Here is a 19,500-nt window from a genome sequence, read left to right on the forward strand (position 1 = left end):
AGAGAGGCATGGCGGAGCCATGGTGACCGACGACAACGCGGCAGATGTGCGGGCCAACCGCCAGGGCGCCACCCCCCGGGCGGCGGGCGGTCTCAAACGCAAGCTGCTTTCGATCGCCGCCGACGGCGCCCTCATCCTCTACTTCGTCTTCGCGCTCTTCCCGATCGCCTGGATGATCATCCTGTCGCTCAAGCCCGCGAACGAGCTGTTCAGTACGTACTTCTCCTTCGCGCCGACCCTCGACTCGTACAAGACGGTTCTGGGCGCGGGCGACGACGCGGGCGTGCCGTTCCTGCGGTTCTTCGTCAACAGCCTGGTGGTGTCGCTGGGGGCCGTCGGCCTCTCCCTGGTGATCGGCCTGCCGGCCGCCTACGCGGCGGCCAGGTGGCGTTTCCGGGGCTCGGAGAACCTGATGTTCACCCTGCTGTCCTTCCGGTTCGCACCCGAACTCACCGTGATCATCCCGCTGTTCGTGCTCTACCAGAAGCTCGGGCTCTTCGACACGTACGTCGGCATGATCTGGGTGCTCCAGCTGGTCACGCTGCCGCTGATCGTGTGGATCATGCGCTCCTACTTCTCCGACCTCTCCCCCGAGCTCGAACAGGCCGCGCTACTCGACGGTTACACCCGCAAACAGGCGTTCTTCAAGGTCGCGCTCCCGCTGGTCAAGCCGGGCATCGCCGCCGTGTCGCTGCTCGCCTTCATCTTCGCCTGGAACAACTTCGTCTTCCCGCTGATCCTCACCTCCTCCGAGGCGCAGACGGTGACCGTCGGCGCACTGTCCTTCCTCGGCGGCGACCGGCCCAAGTACAACCTGACCGCCGCCGCCGCCCTGGTCTCGGTGATCCCACCGCTGCTCCTGGCCCTCACCATCCAGCGCTATCTGGTGCGCGGCCTCTCCTTCGGGGCGGTGAAGTCCTGATGACCGCCGCCATCTCGCTGCGCGGAGTACACCAGGCCTACGGCCGGAACAAGGCGCTCGACGGGCTCGAACTCGACGTCGAGGAAGGGGAGTTCTTCTGCCTCCTTGGCCCCTCGGGCGCCGGTAAGACCACCACGCTCAAGACCGTCGCCGGCCTGGAGGAACCCCAGTCGGGGACCGTCCTGCTCGACGGCGCCGACATGACCGGCGTCGAGCCGTACGACCGGGGCGTCGCCATGTGCTTCGAGTCGTACGCCCTCTATCCGCACCGCAGCGCGTACGACAACCTCGCGTCACCGCTGCGCTCCCCCAAGTACAGGCTGCCGGCCGCCGAGGTCCGGGAGCGGATCGGCGCCATCGCCGAGCTGCTCGGCATCGGCGCCCTGCTGGAGCGCCAGGTGGGCCAGTTGTCCAACGGGCAGCGCCAGCGCGTCGCGCTCGGCCGGGTCCTGGTGCGCCCGGCCCGCGCCTTCCTCCTCGACGAACCGCTGTCGCACCTCGACGCCAAGCTGCGCCAGGCGATGCGCGCCGAGCTCAAGGCCATCGGCGCGGTCCGGCGCACCACCACCCTGTACGTCACCCACGACTCGGTGGAGGCACTGGCGCTCGGCGACCGCATCGGCGTCATCCGCGCGGGCCGCATCGTGCAGACCGGTGTCCGCGAGGACATCTGGCACCGGCCGTACGACACCTTCGTCGCCCGCTCCTTCGGCAGGCCGCGCATCAACCTGCTGCCGGGCACCGTCACGCGCGACGGGCACTACCGGTCGGTGGACGGCTTCTTCGAGCTGGCGGTCCCCGCCCCCGCACCGCCCGGCGCCGCGGTCCAGCTCGGGATACGGCCGCGCGACCTGTCCCTCGGCTCCGGACACCTCGGCTCCGACAGCCTCGAACTGGCGGGCAGCGTCTACATCACCGAGGTGCTCGGCCGCGCCACCGAGGTCACCGTCCGGCTCGGCGAACAGCACCTGTCGTGCGTCGTACCGCGCGCGGACGCCGCGGGGCTGCGGCCCGACGCGCCGGTGCGGGTGTCCGTACGCCCCGAGAACCTGCTGTTCTTCGAGGCCGACGGCCCCGAAGGCGGGCCCGAGCGGCCGGGGCGGAGGATCTTCCGGTGAGCGCCGACCAGCGGCGCGGGCCCGCGCCCCGGCAGGCGGCGATCGCCGAGCGGGTGCTCGCGGCGGGCTCGGCGAGCGCCGCCGAGCTGGCGGAGCGCTTCGACGTCAGCCTGATGACCATCCACCGGGACCTCGACCAGCTCGAACGGCAGGGCATCGTCCGCAAGTTCAGGGGCGGCGTCACCGCTCAGCCGTCCGGGGTCTTCGAGTCCAACGTCGTATACCGGCTGAAGACCATGCGGGCGCAGAAGGCCGCCGTCGCCGAGCACGCGCTGAAACTCATCGAGCCCGGCATGGCCGTGATGCTCGACGACTCCACCTCCACCCTGGAGATCGCCCGCAGGCTCGGCTCCATCACCCCGCTCACCGTCGTCACCAACTTCCTCGAAGCGATGAACCTGCTGTCCACCGAGCGCGGCATCCAGCTGATGGCGCTGGGCGGCGACTACGACCCCCTGCACTCCTCCTTCCTCGGCGTCTCCTGCGTGGAGGCCGTGCAGCTCCTCCAGGTCGACATCTGCTTCACCTCGACGTCCGCCGCGTCGGGCGGCTTCGCCTACCACCAGGAGCAGCACATCGTCTCCGTGAAGCGGGCCATGCTCGACTCCGCCGCCAAGAACGTGCTGCTGCTCGACCACTCCAAGCTCGGCCGCGTCGCCCTGCACCGCCTCGCCCCGCTCTCCCGTTTCGACTTGGTGCTGGTCGACGACGGGGCGTCCGTGGACATGCTGCGCGATCTCGACGAACACAAGGTCCCCTACGAGGTGTGCGGAAGCGGAGGCCCCGGCGATGACCGAACTGGCACTGCGTGAGCTGCGCAAGACCTATGGATCGCGGGGGCGGGACCAGGTGCACGCCGTACGCGGCATCGATCTGGAGCTGCGCTCCGGGGAACTCCTCGGCCTCCTCGGGCCCTCCGGCTGCGGCAAGTCCACCACGCTGCGCATGATCGCCGGCCTTGAGTCGGTCACCGGCGGGGACATCCTGGTCGGCGGCTCATCGGTGGTGGCGCTGCCCGCCCAGCAGCGCAACATCGGGGTGGCCTTCGAGAACTACGCGCTCTACCCGCCGCTGACCGTCGCCGAGAACCTCGGCTTCGGGCTCGCCGCGCGGCGCCGCCCGCGCAAGGAAGTCGCCTCGCTGGTACGGGGCATGGCCGCGCGAATCGGCCTGACCGAGCTCCTCGACGCCCGGCCCGGCAGCCTCTCCAGCGGCCAGAAGCAACGCGTCGCGCTGGCCCGCGCCCTGATCCGCGAGCCCGACGTCCTGCTGCTCGACGAGCCGCTGTCGCATCTCGACGCGGCGCAGCGCGACACCACCCGACGCGAACTCAAGCGCATCCAGAAGGACTTGGGGCACACCACGATTCTGGTCACGCACGACCAGGAGGAAGCGCTGTCCCTCGCCGACCGCATCGCCGTGATGAAGGACGGCGTCATCCAACAGCTCGGTACGCCCTACGAGATCTACGACAGTCCGGCGAATCTGTTCGTCGCCGACTTCGTCGGGGAGCCCGCGATCAACCTGCTGGCAGGCGTCGTCGGCGACGACGGACGAGTACGGCTCTCCGCCACCGTGCGGCTCGCCGTGCCGGGACGGCCGGCCGCCGGACGCGAAGTCGTCCTGGGCATCCGCCCCGAGGATCTCCGGCTCGCGGACCCCGACGAGAGCGACGACGAGGTCGTAGCCGCCCGGGTCGTCGTGCACGAGCCGCTCCTGGAGACCGGGATCGCCACCCTCGCCCTGGACGGGGTGGCCGAACCCCTCGTCGTACAGACCGGGCCCGAGGTGCGTCTCGACCGGGACCAGACCGTGCGGGTGGCCGCGGACCCGCGACTCACTCATGTCTTCGACGCCGATACAGGAGAGGCTTTGCGATGAGAATCCTGGCCGCCGGTGACCACTTCGTCCTCAACTCGCTGATCGCCGAGGCCCTGGGGGCCGCGGTCCCCGCCCCCTTCGACCTGACCGAGCTCGCTCTCCCCTGGCCGCTGGAGCCCTTCGGCAAGGTCGCCGAGGTCGACGAGGCCAGTGACTCGGAGGACGCTCTCATCGAGGCCCTGCGGGGCGTCGAGGTGTGCGTGACCCAGATGGGCCCCTTCACCGAGCGGGTCCTGGCCGCCTCCCCCGAGCTGCGCCTGCTCGTCGTCTGCCGCGGCGGACCCGTCAACGTCAATGTCGAGGCGGCACGCGCGCGTGATGTCCGGGTGTGCTTCGCACCGGGCCGCAACGCGGCGGCCACCGCCGAGTACACGGTCGGGATGATGCTCGCCGCGATGCGCCGCATCCCCCAGAACCACGACGCGCTGACCCGGCGCGGCCGGTGGGACGGCTCGTCCTACACGTACGAGCAGTGCGGGTCCGAGCTGGAGGACACCCGGGTCGGGCTGATCGGTTACGGGGCGGTGGGCAGCCGGGTCGCCCGCGCGCTGTGCGCGTTCGGCGCGGAGGTGGAGGTGTACGACCCCTACATCCGCGGGGACATCCACGGGGTACGGGTGCATTCGCTCGACGCCCTGCTGTCGCGCTCCCGGGTGGTGACCCTGCATGCCCGTCTCACCGACGAGACCCGCGGCCTGCTCGGCGCCCGTGAACTGGCGCTGTTGCCGCGCGGGTCCGTCCTGGTCAATGTGGCGCGCGGCCCGCTGGTCGACACCGAGGCGCTGTGCGACGCGCTGGAGAGCGGGCAGTTGACGGCGGCCGGGCTCGACACGTACGAGCAGGAGCCGCTGCCCGCCGGGGCGCGGCTGCGGACTGCGCCGGGAGTGGTGCTGACCCCGCATCTCGGCGGGGCGAGCCGTCAGGTCGCCGAGAAGGCGGCCAGGATCGCCGCGTCGGAGGTCGCGCGGTACGCCAAGGGCGTCCCGCTCGCGCACTGTCTGACCTGAGCCGGCCCGCCCGGCCGAAGGCCCCGGTCCGGGGCCCGGCCCGCACGTCTGACCCGAGGAGGTCCGGGACATGTACGTCGGTATCGATGTGGGCACGTCCACGGTGAAGGCGGCGGCGTTCGACGCGCGGGGCCGGGAGCTCGCCGTCGAGTCCCGGCCCGTCGCGCTCGCCATCCGCGACGGCTTCGTCGAGCAGGACATGGACGCCGTGTACGCGGCGGTGACCGAGGTGCTGACCGCGCTGACGGTCGGGCTCGCCGGGCGGCGCGTCGAACTGGCCGGGCTCACGGGCCAGGGCGACGGGGTGTGGCTGGTGGACGCGGAGGGCCGGCCCGTGCGGGCGGCGATCTCCTGGATGGACGGCCGCGCGCACGCGCTCCTGGACGAGTGGATGGCGTCGGGCGTCTTCACCTCGGTGTTCCGGCGGACGGGCAGCGCGATGTTCCCCGGCTGCCCGGGGCCGCTGCTCGCGTGGCTCGACCGGCACGAACCCAAGGTGCTGGACGGCGCCGCCGCCGCCCTGTACTGCAAGGACATGGTCTTCCAGCGGCTGACCGGGGTACGGGCCACGGAGGTCTCGGACGCGTCCATGCCGTTCCTGGACCCGCGCACCCGGCAGTACGACGGCGACACGCTCGCCCTGCTCGGCCTGAGCCACCGGCGGGGGCTCCTCGCCCCGGTCAGCGACCCCCTCGCGGTCGCCGGGACGCGCGGCCCCGGGCTGCCGCCCGGCACCCGGATCGCGGACGGGCCGTACGACCTGCCGGCCTGTGCGCTCGGCGCGGGCGTGACCCGGCCGGGCGACGGGCTGCTCATCATCGGCACCTGCCTGGCCTCGCTGGTCGCCACGGACACCCTCGACCTGGCCGGGGAACCCGCCGGCCTGCACATCTCCACCGATACCCCCGGGCACTGGCTGCGCGCGATGCCCGCGATGGTCGGCACGGCGGCGCTGGACTGGATCCTGAACACCACGGGCGTCCGGCACGGGGACGTCGACGCGCTCCTCGACGCGACCGAACCGGGCGCGCACGGGGTGCGGGTGCTGCCCTACTTCGCCCCCTCGGGCGAGCGGGCGCCGTTCGTCGAGCCGCATCTGCGGGCCGAGCTGACCGGTGTGTCCCTGGAGACCACCAAGGGCGACCTGATCCGCGCCACCTGCGAGGGCATCGGCTTCGCCGCCCGCCACTGCCTGGAGGCGGCGGGCCTCACCGGCGACCTGGCGGTGTGCGGCGGCGGTACCCGCTCACCCGCGTGGATGCGGCTGTTCGCCGATGTGCTGGGGCGCCCCCTGCGGGTCGTCGAGGGGGAGGTCGGTGCGCGGGGAGCGGTGCTCGCGGCTGCCGCGCGGTACGGGTTGGAGCTGGATGTGGCGGCCTGGACCGCGCCGACGGCGGTCGTCGAGCCGGATCCGGAACGGGCGCGGTTCTACGCGCGGGGCTACGCCGCGCACCTGGCCCGCCTGGCGGAGTCCCGCACGAGGGCGCGGGCCCGTGCGGGCGGCTGACGTTTCCGCGCCCCCGCCCGTCCGGCGACACTCCCGACGGCTGCGGCTTTCGGGGACAGGAAACCCCGCTCGGGCGCCCTCGGCGCGGCGATCCGCCGCCGCGCCCACCCCCGGAGGTGAACCCCGCACGGCGGGTCGCGGACCACCCGGTGAAGGGCGTTCGTCCACCGCCCCGAACGGCTCCGCCCCCGCCTATCGTGCAGTCGCCGCCCCTCAACACCCGCTACGAACAGGGAGATTCCCGTGCCCGCACAGCCAAGACGCCGCTCCGTCCTGCTCGCCGCCGGACTGGCGACCGCAGCCGCGGCCGGCGCCGCGCTCCCCGCCGCGGCGACGGGCACCGGCGCCGCCCCCGGCTCCCGCCCGCGCCGTGGCCCCGTCGTCATCGGGCACCGGGGCGCCGCCGGGTGGCGGCCCGAGCACACCGCCGCGGCCTATACGTACGGCGTCCAGACGGGCGCCGACTGGATCGAGCCCGATCTCGTACCGACCAAGGACCACGTCCTCGTCGTACGGCACGAGAACGAGATCTCCGGGACCACCGATGTGGCCATCCACCCGGAGTTCGCCGCGCGCCGCACCACCAAGACGGTGGACGGGCGGCCCGTCACCGGGTGGTTCACCGAGGACTTCACGCTCGCCGAGCTGCGGACCCTGCGCGCCGTCGAGCGGTTGCCGCTGGTCAGGAACCGCAACACGGTCTTCGACGGACGGCAGGGCGTCATGACCTTCCAGGAGGTCGTCGACCTGGCGCGGAAGCTGTCCGAGCAGCACGGCAGGACGATCGCGGTCTTCCCGGAGACCAAGCACCCCAGCTACTTCCGCTCGATCGGCCTGCCCCTTGAGGAGCCGCTCGCCCGCATCATCCGGCGCAGCAGGCTCGGCGCCCGTGAGTGCGTCGTGCAGTCCTTCGAGCCGTCGAGCCTGCTGCGCATCGCCGCCGAACGGCTGCGGGTGCCGCTGTGGCAGGCGCTGGGCACGACGGGTGGGCCGTTCGGCCACCCGGCGACGTACCAGGAGATGATGACGCCGGCCGGCCTGCGGGGGATCGCGGAGTACGCCGACTGGATCGGCCCGGACAAGAGCTCGGTGGTCGCGCCGTCCCCGCTGCTCGCGGACGCGCACGCGGCCGGGCTGAAGGTCGGCGCGTACACCTTCCGCTGCGAGAACCAGTTCCTGCCCGCCGCGTTCCGCCGGGGCACCGCGCCCAACGACTTCGGTGACGCGTTCGCGGAGTACGCGCTGCACTACCGGCTCGGGGTGGACGCCGTGGTGACGGACTTCCCGGACATCGCGGTACTCGCCAGGGATGCCATGGGCCTCAGGACCTAGGACCAACGCCTGATCAACATCGAACCCTCCTGCTGCTAGCCTGCATCTGCATACCAGTCGCAATAAGCAGTCGGAGGGCTCGGATCATGGCCATTTACACACTTCCTGAACTTCCGTACGACTACGCGGCGCTCGACCCCGTCATCAACCCGCAGATCATCGAACTGCACCACGACAAGCACCACGCGGCCTACGTGAAGGGCGCGAACGACACCCTTGAGCAGCTCGAAGAGGCTCGCGACAAGGAGTCCTGGGGCTCGATCACCGGGCTGGAGAAGAACCTGGCGTTCCACCTCTCCGGTCACATCCTGCACAGCATCTACTGGCACAACATGACCGGCGACGGCGGCGGCGAGCCGCTGGCGAAGGACGGTGTCGGCGAGCTGGCCGACGCGCTCGCCGAGTCGTTCGGGTCGTTCGACAAGTTCAAGGCCCAGCTGACCAAGGCCTCCGCGACCACCCAGGGCTCCGGCTGGGGTGTCCTCGCGTACGAGCCGGTCAGCGGCCGTCTCATCGTCGAGCAGGTCTACGACCACCAGGGCAACATCGGCCAGGGCTCCGTGCCGATCCTGGTCTTCGACGCCTGGGAGCACGCCTTCTACCTTCAGTACAAGAACCAGAAGGTCGACTTCATCGACGCGATGTGGAAGGTCGTCAACTGGCAGGACGTGTCGAAGCGTTACGTCGCCGCCAAGCAGAGCGCGAACAACCTGCTGCTCGTCCCGTAGTCACGTCACCACGGGCCCACAGACGCCCTGCCTCGTGATCGTCTTCTCAACCTTCACCGGGGCGGGTGGAACAAGGCCGACCCCCGCGAGGAAATGACTCGCGGGGGTCGGCTGTTTCGCGACGTCGTGGCGTCAGTCGAAGATCGGGCCCTGCGTACGGGTGCGCTTGAGCTCGTAGAAACCCGGGGTCCCCGCCACCAGCAGCGTGCCGTCCCACAGGCGGGCCGCGGCCTCGCCCTTCGGGGCCGGGGTGACCACGGGGCCGAAGAAGGCGACCTCGTCGCCGTCCGGGCCGGGGACCGCGATGACCGGGGTGCCGACCTCCTGGCCGACCTTGGTGATGCCCTCCTCGTGAGAGGCGCGCAGCTCCTTGTCGTACGTGTCGGTGTCGGCGTACTCCGCCAGCGAGGCGGGCAGGCCGACCTCCTCCAGGGCCGCGATGATCACTTCGGAGCCGATGTCCTGGCCCTGGTTGTGCACGCGGGTACCGATCGCCGTGTAGAGCGGGCCCACGACGTCGTCGCCGTGCTTGTGCTGGGCGGCGATCACCACGCGGACCGGGCCCCACGCCTTCGTCGCCAGCATCTCTCGGTATTCCTCGGGGAGCTCGTCGATGCGGTCCTCGTTCAGGACGGCCAGGCTCATCACGTGCCAGCGGATCTCGATGTCCCGGACCTTCTCGACCTCAAGGATCCAACGGGAGGTCATCCAGGCCCAGGGGCACAGCGGATCGAACCAGAAATCGGCGGGGGTCTTGCCGGTCGGAGCGTTGCCGTTCGTGGACATGTCTCTCCTCGATAGGAACGTCGATAAGGACGCGGTGGGGCGGCGGCACCCCGTCGGGGCCAACGCCACCGGCCGCCCGCGTCATTCCCGGACGCCCCGGGACAGCGGCGCATGGGAGGATCGGAGTGTCCGAACGAGACACGAAGGAGTGCCCGTGCCCGGTGAGAATCTTTCCCGCGACGAGGCCCGCGAGCGGGCCGAGCTGCTGTCTGTCGATGGTTACGAAGTGGCTCTCGACCTGCGATCGGCGCTCGGGGAGGCAGAGGAGGAACCGCGCACGTTCCGCTCGGTGACCACGGTCCGTTTCCGGGCCGCCCGGCCCGGCGCCGCCACGTTCGCCGATCTGCTCGCGCCCTCGGTGACAGCGGTGACGCTGAACGGCAGAGAGCTGGACCCGGCGGTCGTCTTCGACGGCTCACGGGTCGCGCTGGACCAGCTGGCCGCCGAGAACGTACTGGTCGTGGACGCGCAGTGCGCGTACAGCCGCACCGGCGAAGGCATGCACCGCTTCGTCGACCCGGAGGACGGCGAGGTCTATCTCTATACGCAGTACGAGCCGGCCGACGCGCGCCGCGTCTTCGCCAATTTCGAACAGCCGGACCTGAAGGCACCGTTCCGCTTCGAGGTGACCGCGCCCGACGGCTGGACGGTGTGGAGCAACGGCGCGGCGGAGAAGGCGGGCGAGCCGGTCGACGGGACGTGGCGGTTCGCCCCGACCCGGCCCATCTCGACGTACATCACCACGGTCGTCGCCGGTCCCTACCACTACGAGACCGACACCTACCGGCGCAGCTTCGCGGACGGCACCGAGCTGGAGATCCCGCTGGGCGCGCTGTGCCGCAAGGGGCTGGCCCGGCATTTCGACGCGGACGACGTCTTCCTCGTCACCAAGCAGGGTCTGGACTTCTTCCACGACACCTTCGACTACCCGTATCCCTTCGGGAAGTACGACCAGGCCTTCGTGCCCGAGTACAACCTCGGCGCGATGGAGAACCCGGGCTGTGTGACCTTCCGTGAGGAGTTCATCTTCCGCGGGAAGGTGACGCAGGCGTCGTACGAGCGCCGGGCGAACGTCATCCTGCACGAGATGGCGCACATGTGGTTCGGCGACCTGGTCACCATGCAGTGGTGGGACGACCTGTGGCTGAAGGAGTCCTTCGCGGACTTCATGGGGTCGTACTCGATGGTGGAGGCGACGCGCTTCACCGACGGCTGGGTGACCTTCGCCAACAACCGCAAGGCGTGGGCGTACCGGGCCGACCAGCTGCCGTCGACGCACCCGATCACGGCCGACATCCGTGACCTGGAGGACGCCAAGCTCAACTTCGACGGCATCACGTACGCCAAGGGCGCCTCGGTGCTCAAGCAGCTCGTCGCGTACGTCGGCAAGGACGCCTTCATGGAGGGTGCCCGGCGCTACTTCAAGCGGCACGCGTACGGAAATACCCGCCTCGGCGACCTGTTGACCGTGCTTGAGGAGACCTCGGGGCGCGATCTGGGCGCCTGGTCCCGGGCGTGGCTGGAGACGGCGGGCGTCAACACGCTGACGCCGCAGGTCACTTATGACGCGGCGGGGCGGATCACGGAGCTGGCCGTGGTGCAGGAGGCCGCCGCGTCCCACGCGGCGGAGCCGCATGATCGAGCACAGTCGGAGCTGCGTCCGCACCGGGTCGCGGTGGGTCTGTACCGGCGGGACGGCATGGGCGGTGACCTGGTGCGCTACGCGCGGGCCGAGGCGGACGTGGCGGGGGCGCGGACGGTGGTGGCCGAGCTGGCGGGCAACGAGCGGCCCGACCTGGTCCTGGTCAACGACGACGACCTGACGTACTGCAAGATCCGCTTCGACGCCGATTCGCTGGACACCCTGCGCGCGCACCTCGGTGAGCTCACCGACCCGCTGGCGCGCGCGCTGTGCTGGTCCGCGCTGTGGAACATGACGCGGGACGCGCTCATGCCGGCGCGGGACTTCATCGCCCTGGTGCTGAAGTTCGCCGGTCGCGAGTCGGGGATCGGGGTGCTGCAGATGCTGCACGCGTGGACCCGTTCCGCGCTGACGCACTACGCCGCTCCCGAGTGGCGCGAGGAGGGCGGCCGACTGCTGTCCGAGGGCGCGCTGCGGGAGCTGCGGCTCGCCGAGCCCGGCAGCCAGCATCAGCTGACGTGGGCGCGTTTCCTGGCCTCGACGGCGAACACCGCGGCCGATTTCCAGCTGCTGCAGGGCCTGCTGGACGGCACCGCGAAGATCGACGGCCTGGACGTGGACCAGGAGCTGCGCTGGGCGTTCCTCGGGCCGCTCGCCTCGCACGGGGTCGCGGACGAGAAGGCCGTCGAGGCGGAGCTGGCGCGCGACGACACGGCGTCCGGCAAGCGGCACCAGGTGCGATGCCTGGCCTCGCGCCCCTCGGAGGCGGTCAAGGCGCAGGCGTGGGCAGCGGTCGTCGAGTCGGACGCGCTGTCGAACGCGCTGGTCGAGGCGACGATCGACGGCTTCGTGCAGCCGGGTCAGCGGGAGCTGATCGCGCCGTACGCGCCGAGGTACTTCGCGGCGATCGAGCGGGTGTGGGCCGAGCGGTCCATCCAGATCGGCATGGACGTGGTGTCGGGGCTGTTCCCGGGGCTCCAGGACGATCCGGCGACGCTGGCCGCGACGGACGCGTGGCTGGAGAGCCACCCGGACGCGGCGCCGGCGTTGCGGCGGCTGGTGCTCGAAGCGCGGGACGACCTGGCGCGCGGGCTGCGCGGACAGGCGTGCGACAGGGCCGCGGCCGTCTGAGGCCCACGCGCCGCAGGGGCCTGGGCGGGCCTTGAGCGGGCCTGGTACGGGTCCGGCGCGTGCTTGGCGCGGGCAACCCCGTGGCGTACCCACGGGGTTGCCTGATCGGCAGTCGAACGCCCGTACTTTAGCGCGGGCTTGTCCTGAATTGTCGACGGGCTTGTAACAGTGGTTAGTGGGCGGGGAAAGCGCGGGAAACCCCGAGACATGAACCACGACACCCCCGTCTTCCCCCGCCCCCTCAGCCACCTCACCGATGTACAGCGCCGCGTGCTGTCGGCGGCCCAGTTGCGGGCGCACGGCGTCTCCCCCGCCGACACCGCCGCGCAGTGCCGCCCCGGCGGACCCTGGCAGCAACTGTTGCCCGGCATCGTCGTCCTGCACCCCGGGCCGCCGACCGACGAGGAGCGGCTGCACGGGGTGCTGCTGTACGCGGGACGGCCGCCGGCCCGGGTCGCGGTGCCCGCGCAGTGCCGGGCCGGCGCGGACGCCCCTCCGTACGGCGATGTCATGATCACCGGGCTGGCCGCGCTCGCTCTGCACGGCTTCTCCGCCGCTCCCCCGCTGCTCTCCATCGACCACATCGACGTCCTGGTGCCGCGCACCCGCAGGCTGCGTTCGACGGGCTGCGCCCGGCTGATCCGCGTCCACTCCACGCCCGCCGCACAGCAGCTCACCGGCGTGCCGGTGGCCCCCGTGGCGCGTGCGCTCGCGGACGCCGTGGCGCAGCTCGACGACGCCGACGCCGTGCGCAGACTGATGACCGAGGCGGTGCGCGGCGGGCACTGCGAACCGGCCGCCGTGGTGCGGGAGCTGAGCACGGCGCGGTTGCTGTCGCGGCCGCACGTGGTCGACGCGGTGGACTCGTTGCTCGCCGAGGGCCGGGCCATCGCCGAGGAGCGGCTGTACGAGCTGGTCCGCACCCAGGGCCTGCCCGACCCGCTGTGGGACGTCGATCTGCGGCTGCCCGGCGGCCCCTACCTGGGTGGCGTCGACGCGTACTGGCCGGACCAGGCGGTGGCGATCGAGCTGGACACCCGGGCGCCCCGGCAGGGCGAGCGCCAGGAGGAGGACGCACTGTGGACCGAGTACGCCCGCAAGCGGGAGCACTTGGAGCGGCTCGGCATCACGGTCGTGCACATCACGCCCAGGAAGCTGCGGGATTCGCTGGAGCAGCAGGCCGCGGTGGTGCGCACGGCTCTGCTCGCGGCGGCGGACCGGGAGCCCGCGGCGTACGTCGTGCTCCTCCCCCGCTAGTGCCTGCTCGGCGGGCTACCGCTTCTTCAGGAGCAGTTCCGTGTTGCGGGCGTCGGCGGGGCCGGCGAGATTGCGCCTGGCGCCCGGAGTGTTGAAGGACAGTTCGCGGTAGAGCGCGGCGAGACCGGTCTGGGAGAGGTCGGTGTAGTCGGTGCGGTGGGGCGCGGCGGACTCGATGAGCGTGGTGAAGAGGGAGAGCGTTCCGTCGTGGTTGTCCACCAGCTCGATGACGCGGGCGAGTTGGGGGAACTCGACGTGGGAGGCGGTGGAGATCTCCCAGAAGGTGCCGTGCTGGAGGATCACATTGCGGTGGCTGTGGCCGTTGATCCAGGCGACGACGTTGCGGTGCCCCTTGAGGAGCGCGAGCAGCCGGTCGCCGTCGTCGCCGTCGAACGTCCAGCTGTTGTGGTGGCTGAAGATCAGCACCTGGTCGTCCTGATGTGCCGTCAGCAGCCTTTTGAGCCAGTTCAGTTGCGCCTGTCCGATGTGCCCCTCGAAGTGACCGCCCTGATCGGTGGTGTCGAGGCTGACGCCGAGGACGCCGTCGGCGACGCGGAAGGAGTAGTGCAGGTTCCCGGTGTCGAGGTTCTCGCGGGTGTAGCCGTGGCCGGGCGCGCCCGCCGACGCCCCCGCGTACGCCGGGTCGAGGTGGGCCTGGATGTACTCGCGCGGGGTGAAGGGGGCGCGGGCGGGGTCGGGGGTGACACGGCGCATCCGGCGGGTCTCGCGGCGCAGCAGGTCGGTGAAGTGGTTGCCCCTGGGGTCCTTGCCGTCCTTGAGTACGGCCTCCAGCGCGCGGGCGTCGGCGAGCGGGAGGGTCATGAGCTTGCGGTCGGCGACGGCGAAGTCGCCGAGGTATTCGGTGCCGTTGGCGAAGCAGCCGCTGGGCAGGTCGTCGTGGTTGCCGACGGTGGAGTACCAGGGCAGCCGCAGTCCGGGGCTGTTGACCGGGCGGATCGCGGCGGCCAGGTAGCCCTCGATGCGCGGGTACCCGAGCTTCTTGTCGGCGTCGCGCAGGGCGCCGTCCGGGTGCCAGTACAGGGGCAGGCCGGAGTCCTGGACGCCTTCGTAGCGGCCGGGGTCCCCGGTGTTGGGGGTGATACGGCCGCCGCTCATCGTGCGCAGGAACCAGCCCAGCTCGGCCTTGGAGTTGTTGTCGGTGTTGTCGCCGGTGGTCATGACGAAGTCGAGCGGCGCCCCGGTGGCGGGCCCGCCGCGCAGCGCGTTGACGCGCTCGACGAGGGACACCGCGCCGTGCACGGTGAGGGCCTCCTGGGGGCGCCAGGCGGACACGGCCTGGGCGCGCAGGTACTCCGTACGGACCGGGTGCTGGGCGTCGGTGAGGTGCAGGTCGGTGAGCTGGACGAAGGAGGCGACGGTGGTGCGGCGGTCGGCGCGGCCCGGCTTGGCGGCGGCCAGTTCGCCGCGTACGACGCGCTTCCAGCCGGGGCCGTCGCCGAGCCGCCGGTATCCGGTGGGAGCGGCGGCGCGGGGCGTGGCGACCGTGCCGAGCGAGGTGGCCCGGGAGACGGAGACCGGGGCGACGGGCGCCGCGGGCCGGGGCGCGGCGGCGGGCCCGCCGCCGCGCGGCGGCGGGGCGCCCTGGTCGGGACGGAGCGCGACGCCGAGGCCGGCGGATGCGCCGACCGCCCCGGTGGCGGCGAGGAAGGAGCGGCGGTCGAGGGCGGCTGCGGAGCGTAGGCGTGACATGGCGCGGTCTCCCCGGGTGCGAACGCATCGGCCGGGCGCGCCGTGCCGCCTCGGCCGCGAGGTCCGCCTCCGTCCGGTGCGGGGCCTCGCGGGGCACCGGGGGGCGCGGGGCCGGCTGCGGGTGGCTGCCGGGTGCGTGGGGCCGGTGACGCTGCGGGGTGCCGTGCCGGGCGGGGCGGGCCCGGACGATCCGGACGGCGTGCCCCGGGCGGAAGTGGGATCCCCCGCCCTCCTGGATCGTTGACATCCGGAATGACCTGCGCGTTAACGGCTCCGCAACGCGCGACGCCGATCACCGGACAGGGATCACTCGGACGCCCGGGGGCGCGTGAAGTGCCATCCGAAGCCCCCCGGACGGCACGGTCTCGCTCACTCCCCGTTCATCCGGCGGGGAAGGCGGCACAAATCGCCGCCGGGCGGGCGCCGCGGCCGGTCCGGTGCCACGCCCCTCCCGCTACCGTCCCACGACCCGGCCCACGGCCGGCTTCGTCCGCCACAGCTCCATGCCCGTGTCCACCAGCTCGACGCGGTCCAGGCCGGAGACGGCGTCCAGCAGGTGCCAGGCGGCCAGATCCGTGGAGCCGCCGGTCTCGTGGCGCAGTTCACCGCCGGTGACCCGGCCCTCGTACACGATCCGCAGGCCCTGGAAGTCCGCGAACGTGCCGAGGCGGCGCGGATAGCGGCGGGTGATGGAGTCCACGCCCATGAGGCGGACCGGCTCGACCGCGTAGCCGGTCTCCTCCAGCGCCTCGCGGACGACCGTGTCGTACGGGTCCTCGCCGTGGTCCATGCCGCCGCCCGGCAGCGTCCAGCGCTTGCTGCCGTCGGGGGCCACCCAGCGGGCGAGGAGCACCTGGCCGTCCCGCACGCACACGGCGTAGGCCGCCACCCTGAGCTCTTGGTTCATTGGGTGAGGTTACGGGGCGACGCACCTGAGCGCCCGGTATGCGGCGGTTCACTCCCGATGGCGGATGCGGCGCGGTGGCGGATGTACGCCAAGAGCACATGTAGATCCTGACAACTCTCCCCAAAGAACTGTCACTTAAGAAAGGCTGAGCGGTCATCCGGCACCGTATTCCGGACCCTCTCTTCCACATACAGGGATGCCAATGACCCTCGAATCCTCCGGCTCCACCACCGGGCCGAGACGCACGGCCCGAATAGCCGTCGCCGCCGGGCTCGTTGCCGCGCTGTGCGCCGCGGCACCGGTGACCGCGTTCGCGGCCCCCGCGGACACCCCCGGGCCCGGTGCGACGGCGCCGCCCGCCGCCAAGACCGCCGCCAAGAAGCTCGGCGGCGCCGACGCGGAGCTGCTCGCCGAGGCGGAGTCGACCGGCGCGAAGAGCGTCACCCTGATGGTCGCCACCGCGCCCGGCGCCACCGAGCAGGTCGCGCGTCAGCTCGACGCCGTGCAGGGCTCCGTCGTCGGACGTAGTGACGACAAGCTCGGCTACGTACGGGCGACGCTCCCCACGGACCGGGCGGACGCGGCCATCAAGGCGGCGGCGAAGCTCTCCAGCGTCCACGGCATCGACCTCAAGCAGGAGATCGAGCTCGACGACCCGACGCCGCAGGGCGACCGCGCCAAGGGCGCCGGCGAGGCGGCCAAGGGCACGTACGCGGCGCCGGACAAGGAGACCCCGGCGGAGAACCCGTACAACCCGTCCTTCGAGACCGGCGCCGTGGACTTCGTGAAGAAGAACCCGAAGGCGGACGGCCGCGGCGTCACCATCGGCATCCTGGACTCGGGGATCGACCTCGGGCACCCCGCCCTCCAGAAGACCACCACCGGCGAGCGCAAGATCGTCGACTGGGTGACGGCCACCGACCCGGTGGCCGACGCCGACGGCACCTGGCGCCGGATGACGACCGAGGTGGCCGGGCCGGTCTTCACGACCGGCGGCCGGACCTGGTCCGCGCCCGCGGGCACGTACAAGTTCAGCACGTTCGCGGAGGCCGCCACCACGGGTGGCGACATGGCGGGCGACCTGAACCGCGACGGCGACACCACCGACGTGTGGGGCGTGCTCTACGACCCGGCGGCCGGCACCGTCCGCGTCGACCTCGACAACGACGCCGACTTCGGCGACGAAGAGGCGATGAAGCCGTACAAGGACGCTCAGCAGGTCCGGTACTTCGGCAAGGACAATCCGGCGACGGAGATCGTCGAGCAGATCCCGTTCGTCACCGAGGTCCGCAAGGACGTCGTCTACAACGGCGCGGGCGCCAAGGCCGACTACGTCAGCATCGGTGTCATCGAGGGCTCGCACGGCACGCACGTCGCGGGCCTCGCCGCCGCCAACAGCCTCTTCGGCGGCAAGATGAACGGCGCCGCCCCCGGCGCCAAGCTGGTCTCCTCGCGCGCCTGCACCTGGAGCGGCGGCTGCACCAACGTCGCGCTCACCGAGGGCATGATCGACCTCGTCACCAAGCGCGGCGTCGACATCGTCAACATGTCGATCGGCGGTCTGCCGGCGCTCAACGACGGCAACAACGCCCGCGCCGAGCTCTACACGCGCCTCATCGACACCTACGGCGTGCAGCTGGTCATCTCGGCCGGCAACAGCGGCCCCGGCACCAACACGATCGGTGACCCTTCGGTCGCCGACAAGGTGATCTCGGTCGGCGCGTCCATCTCCAAGGAGACGTGGGCGGCCAACTACGGCTCGCAGGTGAGCAAGCCGTACGCCATGATGCCGTTCTCCTCCCGCGGCCCGCGCGAGGACGGCGGCTTCGCGCCGACCATCACCGCGCCCGGCGCCGGCATCAACACCACCCAGACGTGGGCCGCCGGCGGCCCGGTCGCCGAGGCCGGCTACCAGCTGCCGCCCGGCTACTCCATGCTGCAGGGCACCTCGATGGCGTCCCCGCAGGCGGCGGGCGCCTCGGCGCTGCTGCTGTCCGCGGCGAAGCAGGCCGGCGTCGAGCTCACCCCGGCGAAGCTGCGCACCGCGCTGACCAGCCAGGCCGATCACATCAGCGGCACGCAGGCGCACGAAGAGGGCGCCGGCCTGATGAACATCGGTGACGCCTGGAAGGCGATCAAGAAGGGCGCGACCGCCCACGCCTACACCGTCAAGGCGCCGGTCGACACCGCTCTCGACACCAACCTCAAGACCCCGGGCTTCGGCACCGGTCTGTACGACCGCGAGGGCGGCCTGAAGCCCGGCCAGAAAAAGGTCTACGACGTCACGGTCACCCGCACCTCGGGCCCGGACCGCGCGGTGCGGCACGAGCTGCACTTCGAGAACAACGACGGCACCTTCCGGATCGTCGGCAACGACGTGGTCGGCCTCCCGCTGAACACGCCGGTCACCGTGAAGGTCTCCGCGCAGCCCCGCTCGGCGGGCATCCACAGCGCGATCCTGGAGGTGGACGACAACCGCACCGAGGGCATCGACAAGCAGATCCTCAGCACGGTCGTCGCCGCCAAGGACCTCGCGAAGCCCGCGTACGCCGTCTCCGAGTCGGACTCGGTGCAGCGCAACAGCTCGAAGTCGTACTTCATCACGGTCCCGCAGGGCGCCAAGACCCTGGAGGCCGCCCTGGGCGGGCTCCAGGACGGCAGCCAGACGCGCTTCATCTCCATCCACCCGTACGGCGTTCCGTCCGACCCGACCTCCACGGTCAACTGCTACCCGAACTACGTGAACCCGGCGAACACCTGCCGCCCCGACGTCCGCTCGTACCCGAACCCGGCGCCGGGTGTCTGGGAGATCGAGGTCGAGTCGCGCCGTACGTCGCCGCTCCTCGACAACCCGTACAAGCTGGACGTCTCCCTGCTGGGTGTCACCTTCGACCCGGCCGTGCAGGTGCTGCCGGAGGCGAAGGTCGGTACTCCGGCGCCGGTGGAGTGGAAGGTCACCAATGACTTCGCCGCGCTGGACGGCAAGCTGAAGGGCGGCCCGCTCGGCTCGTCGAAGGACGCGCGTCCTTCGATCAAGCAGGGCGAGCAGCAGGAATCCACGGTCGTGATCGGTGAGGGCGTCGAGCGTCTGGACGTCGCCATCGGCAAGGTCTCCGACGCCGCCGCCGACCTGGACCTCGCGGTCTACCGGGGCGATGTGCTCGTCGGATCGGCCGCGGACGGCGACTCGGAGGAGGCGGTCAGCCTCGTCAAGCCCGCCGCCGGTACGTACCGCGTAGTCGTCGACGGCTATGCGATCCCGGCCGGGACCACCGCGTACGACTACCGCGACGTGTTCTTCGCACCGTCGCTCGGGTCGATCAAGGTCGACGACTCGAAGGTCGTCAAGCTCGCCAACGGCGCGTCGGCGCAGGTCGCCGCCGAGGTGCTGGTGGCGGGTGCGGCGCCCGAGGGCCGGCAGTTCTTCGGCCAGGTGCAGCTGCTGAACGCGCGCGGCACCGCCGCGGGCACCGGCAGTGTCCAGATCGAGAAGGTCACGCCGTAACGGCTTGACCGGGTACGAGGGAGGGGGCGGGCGCCGGATCCGGCGCCCGCCCCCTTCGCGTTCTCGC

General features: G+C 71.6%; 14 protein-coding genes. 11 read left to right on the forward strand and 3 right to left on the reverse strand.

Annotation, left to right across the window (positions count from 1 at the left end; translation table 11 throughout):
• Window positions 1–19 precede the first annotated feature (19 nt).
• From ACLLJJ_RS11285 to ACLLJJ_RS11320, 8 genes are all read left to right on the forward strand, one after another.
• Window positions 20–922, forward strand: coding sequence for a carbohydrate ABC transporter permease (locus tag ACLLJJ_RS11285; protein WP_434589488.1), 903 nt, complete (start codon window positions 20–22; stop codon window positions 920–922).
• A complete protein-coding gene (locus ACLLJJ_RS11290; protein ID WP_434589491.1) occupies window positions 922–2,040 on the forward strand; it encodes an ABC transporter ATP-binding protein in 1,119 nt (372 codons plus the stop codon). The genes ACLLJJ_RS11285 and ACLLJJ_RS11290 overlap by 1 nt, the downstream gene beginning before the upstream one ends.
• Window positions 2,037–2,852, forward strand: a complete 816-nt coding sequence (locus tag ACLLJJ_RS11295) for a DeoR/GlpR family DNA-binding transcription regulator (protein WP_434589493.1) — start codon at window positions 2,037–2,039, stop codon at window positions 2,850–2,852. Before ACLLJJ_RS11290 ends, ACLLJJ_RS11295 begins: the two co-directional genes overlap by 4 nt.
• Window positions 2,830–3,921, forward strand: coding sequence for an ABC transporter ATP-binding protein (locus ACLLJJ_RS11300; RefSeq protein ID WP_434589495.1), 1,092 nt, complete (start codon window positions 2,830–2,832; stop codon window positions 3,919–3,921). The genes ACLLJJ_RS11295 and ACLLJJ_RS11300 overlap by 23 nt, the downstream gene beginning before the upstream one ends.
• Complete coding sequence (locus tag ACLLJJ_RS11305; RefSeq protein ID WP_434589498.1) at window positions 3,918–4,928, forward strand: 2-hydroxyacid dehydrogenase; 1,011 nt, start codon at window positions 3,918–3,920, stop codon at window positions 4,926–4,928. The genes ACLLJJ_RS11300 and ACLLJJ_RS11305 overlap by 4 nt, the downstream gene beginning before the upstream one ends.
• 70 nt (window positions 4,929–4,998) lie before the next feature.
• A complete protein-coding gene (locus ACLLJJ_RS11310; RefSeq protein WP_434589501.1) occupies window positions 4,999–6,435 on the forward strand; it encodes an FGGY family carbohydrate kinase in 1,437 nt (478 codons plus the stop codon).
• 243 nt (window positions 6,436–6,678) lie between these two features.
• A complete protein-coding gene (locus ACLLJJ_RS11315) occupies window positions 6,679–7,767 on the forward strand; it encodes a glycerophosphodiester phosphodiesterase family protein (RefSeq protein ID WP_434589504.1) in 1,089 nt (362 codons plus the stop codon).
• Between the two features lie 86 nt (window positions 7,768–7,853).
• The gene (locus tag ACLLJJ_RS11320) at window positions 7,854–8,495 is read left to right on the forward strand and encodes a superoxide dismutase (protein WP_434589506.1); all 642 of its coding nucleotides are present in this window, start codon (window positions 7,854–7,856) and stop codon (window positions 8,493–8,495) included.
• A 132-nt stretch (window positions 8,496–8,627) separates the two neighbouring features.
• On the opposite strand, the gene ACLLJJ_RS11325 is transcribed toward ACLLJJ_RS11320, so the two are convergent.
• Window positions 8,628–9,281, reverse strand: coding sequence for a DsbA family oxidoreductase (locus tag ACLLJJ_RS11325; RefSeq protein ID WP_434589508.1), 654 nt, complete (start codon window positions 9,279–9,281; stop codon window positions 8,628–8,630).
• A 154-nt stretch (window positions 9,282–9,435) separates the two neighbouring features.
• Here ACLLJJ_RS11325 and pepN point away from each other — a divergent pair, with 154 nt between their 5' ends.
• Window positions 9,436–12,054, forward strand: coding sequence for an aminopeptidase N (gene pepN / locus ACLLJJ_RS11330; protein WP_434589511.1), 2,619 nt, complete (start codon window positions 9,436–9,438; stop codon window positions 12,052–12,054).
• Between the two features lie 207 nt (window positions 12,055–12,261).
• On the forward strand, window positions 12,262–13,311 hold the full coding sequence (locus tag ACLLJJ_RS11335) for a hypothetical protein (RefSeq protein WP_434589514.1): 1,050 nt from the start codon (window positions 12,262–12,264) through the stop codon (window positions 13,309–13,311).
• 15 nt (window positions 13,312–13,326) lie between these two features.
• On the opposite strand, the gene ACLLJJ_RS11340 is transcribed toward ACLLJJ_RS11335, so the two are convergent.
• Both ACLLJJ_RS11340 and ACLLJJ_RS11345 read right to left on the reverse strand, forming a co-directional pair.
• Window positions 13,327–15,021 (reverse strand): TIGR03767 family metallophosphoesterase, encoded by a 1,695-nt coding sequence (locus tag ACLLJJ_RS11340; protein WP_434589517.1) that lies wholly within the window; start codon window positions 15,019–15,021, stop codon window positions 13,327–13,329.
• A gap of 454 nt (window positions 15,022–15,475) precedes the next feature.
• The gene (locus tag ACLLJJ_RS11345) at window positions 15,476–15,928 is read right to left on the reverse strand and encodes an NUDIX hydrolase (protein WP_434589520.1); all 453 of its coding nucleotides are present in this window, start codon (window positions 15,926–15,928) and stop codon (window positions 15,476–15,478) included.
• 196 nt (window positions 15,929–16,124) lie between these two features.
• Between ACLLJJ_RS11345 and ACLLJJ_RS11350 the strand changes: the two genes are divergently transcribed.
• Window positions 16,125–19,433 (forward strand): S8 family serine peptidase, encoded by a 3,309-nt coding sequence (locus tag ACLLJJ_RS11350; protein WP_434589523.1) that lies wholly within the window; start codon window positions 16,125–16,127, stop codon window positions 19,431–19,433.
• Window positions 19,434–19,500: the final 67 nt, after the last annotated feature.

Source organism: Streptomyces sp. A5-4 (genome assembly GCF_051131715.1).
Taxonomy (GTDB): domain Bacteria; phylum Actinomycetota; class Actinomycetes; order Streptomycetales; family Streptomycetaceae; genus Streptomyces.

What these genes read in the sequence shown, in the direction of transcription:
- ACLLJJ_RS11350 (WP_434589523.1), top strand. Translation starts at nt 16,125, where the DNA reads ATGCCAATGACCCTCGAATCCTCCGGCTCCACCACCGGGCCGAGACGC.
- ACLLJJ_RS11320 (WP_434589506.1), top strand. Translation starts at nt 7,854, where the DNA reads ATGGCCATTTACACACTTCCTGAACTTCCGTACGACTACGCGGCGCTC.
- ACLLJJ_RS11325 (WP_434589508.1), bottom strand. Translation starts at nt 9,281, where the DNA reads ATGTCCACGAACGGCAACGCTCCGACCGGCAAGACCCCCGCCGATTTC.
- ACLLJJ_RS11305 (WP_434589498.1), top strand. Translation starts at nt 3,918, where the DNA reads ATGAGAATCCTGGCCGCCGGTGACCACTTCGTCCTCAACTCGCTGATC.
- ACLLJJ_RS11345 (WP_434589520.1), bottom strand. Translation starts at nt 15,928, where the DNA reads ATGAACCAAGAGCTCAGGGTGGCGGCCTACGCCGTGTGCGTGCGGGAC.
- ACLLJJ_RS11335 (WP_434589514.1), top strand. Translation starts at nt 12,262, where the DNA reads ATGAACCACGACACCCCCGTCTTCCCCCGCCCCCTCAGCCACCTCACC.
- ACLLJJ_RS11300 (WP_434589495.1), top strand. Translation starts at nt 2,830, where the DNA reads ATGACCGAACTGGCACTGCGTGAGCTGCGCAAGACCTATGGATCGCGG.
- ACLLJJ_RS11310 (WP_434589501.1), top strand. Translation starts at nt 4,999, where the DNA reads ATGTACGTCGGTATCGATGTGGGCACGTCCACGGTGAAGGCGGCGGCG.
- ACLLJJ_RS11285 (WP_434589488.1), top strand. Translation starts at nt 20, where the DNA reads ATGGTGACCGACGACAACGCGGCAGATGTGCGGGCCAACCGCCAGGGC.
- ACLLJJ_RS11290 (WP_434589491.1), top strand. Translation starts at nt 922, where the DNA reads ATGACCGCCGCCATCTCGCTGCGCGGAGTACACCAGGCCTACGGCCGG.
- ACLLJJ_RS11340 (WP_434589517.1), bottom strand. Translation starts at nt 15,021, where the DNA reads ATGTCACGCCTACGCTCCGCAGCCGCCCTCGACCGCCGCTCCTTCCTC.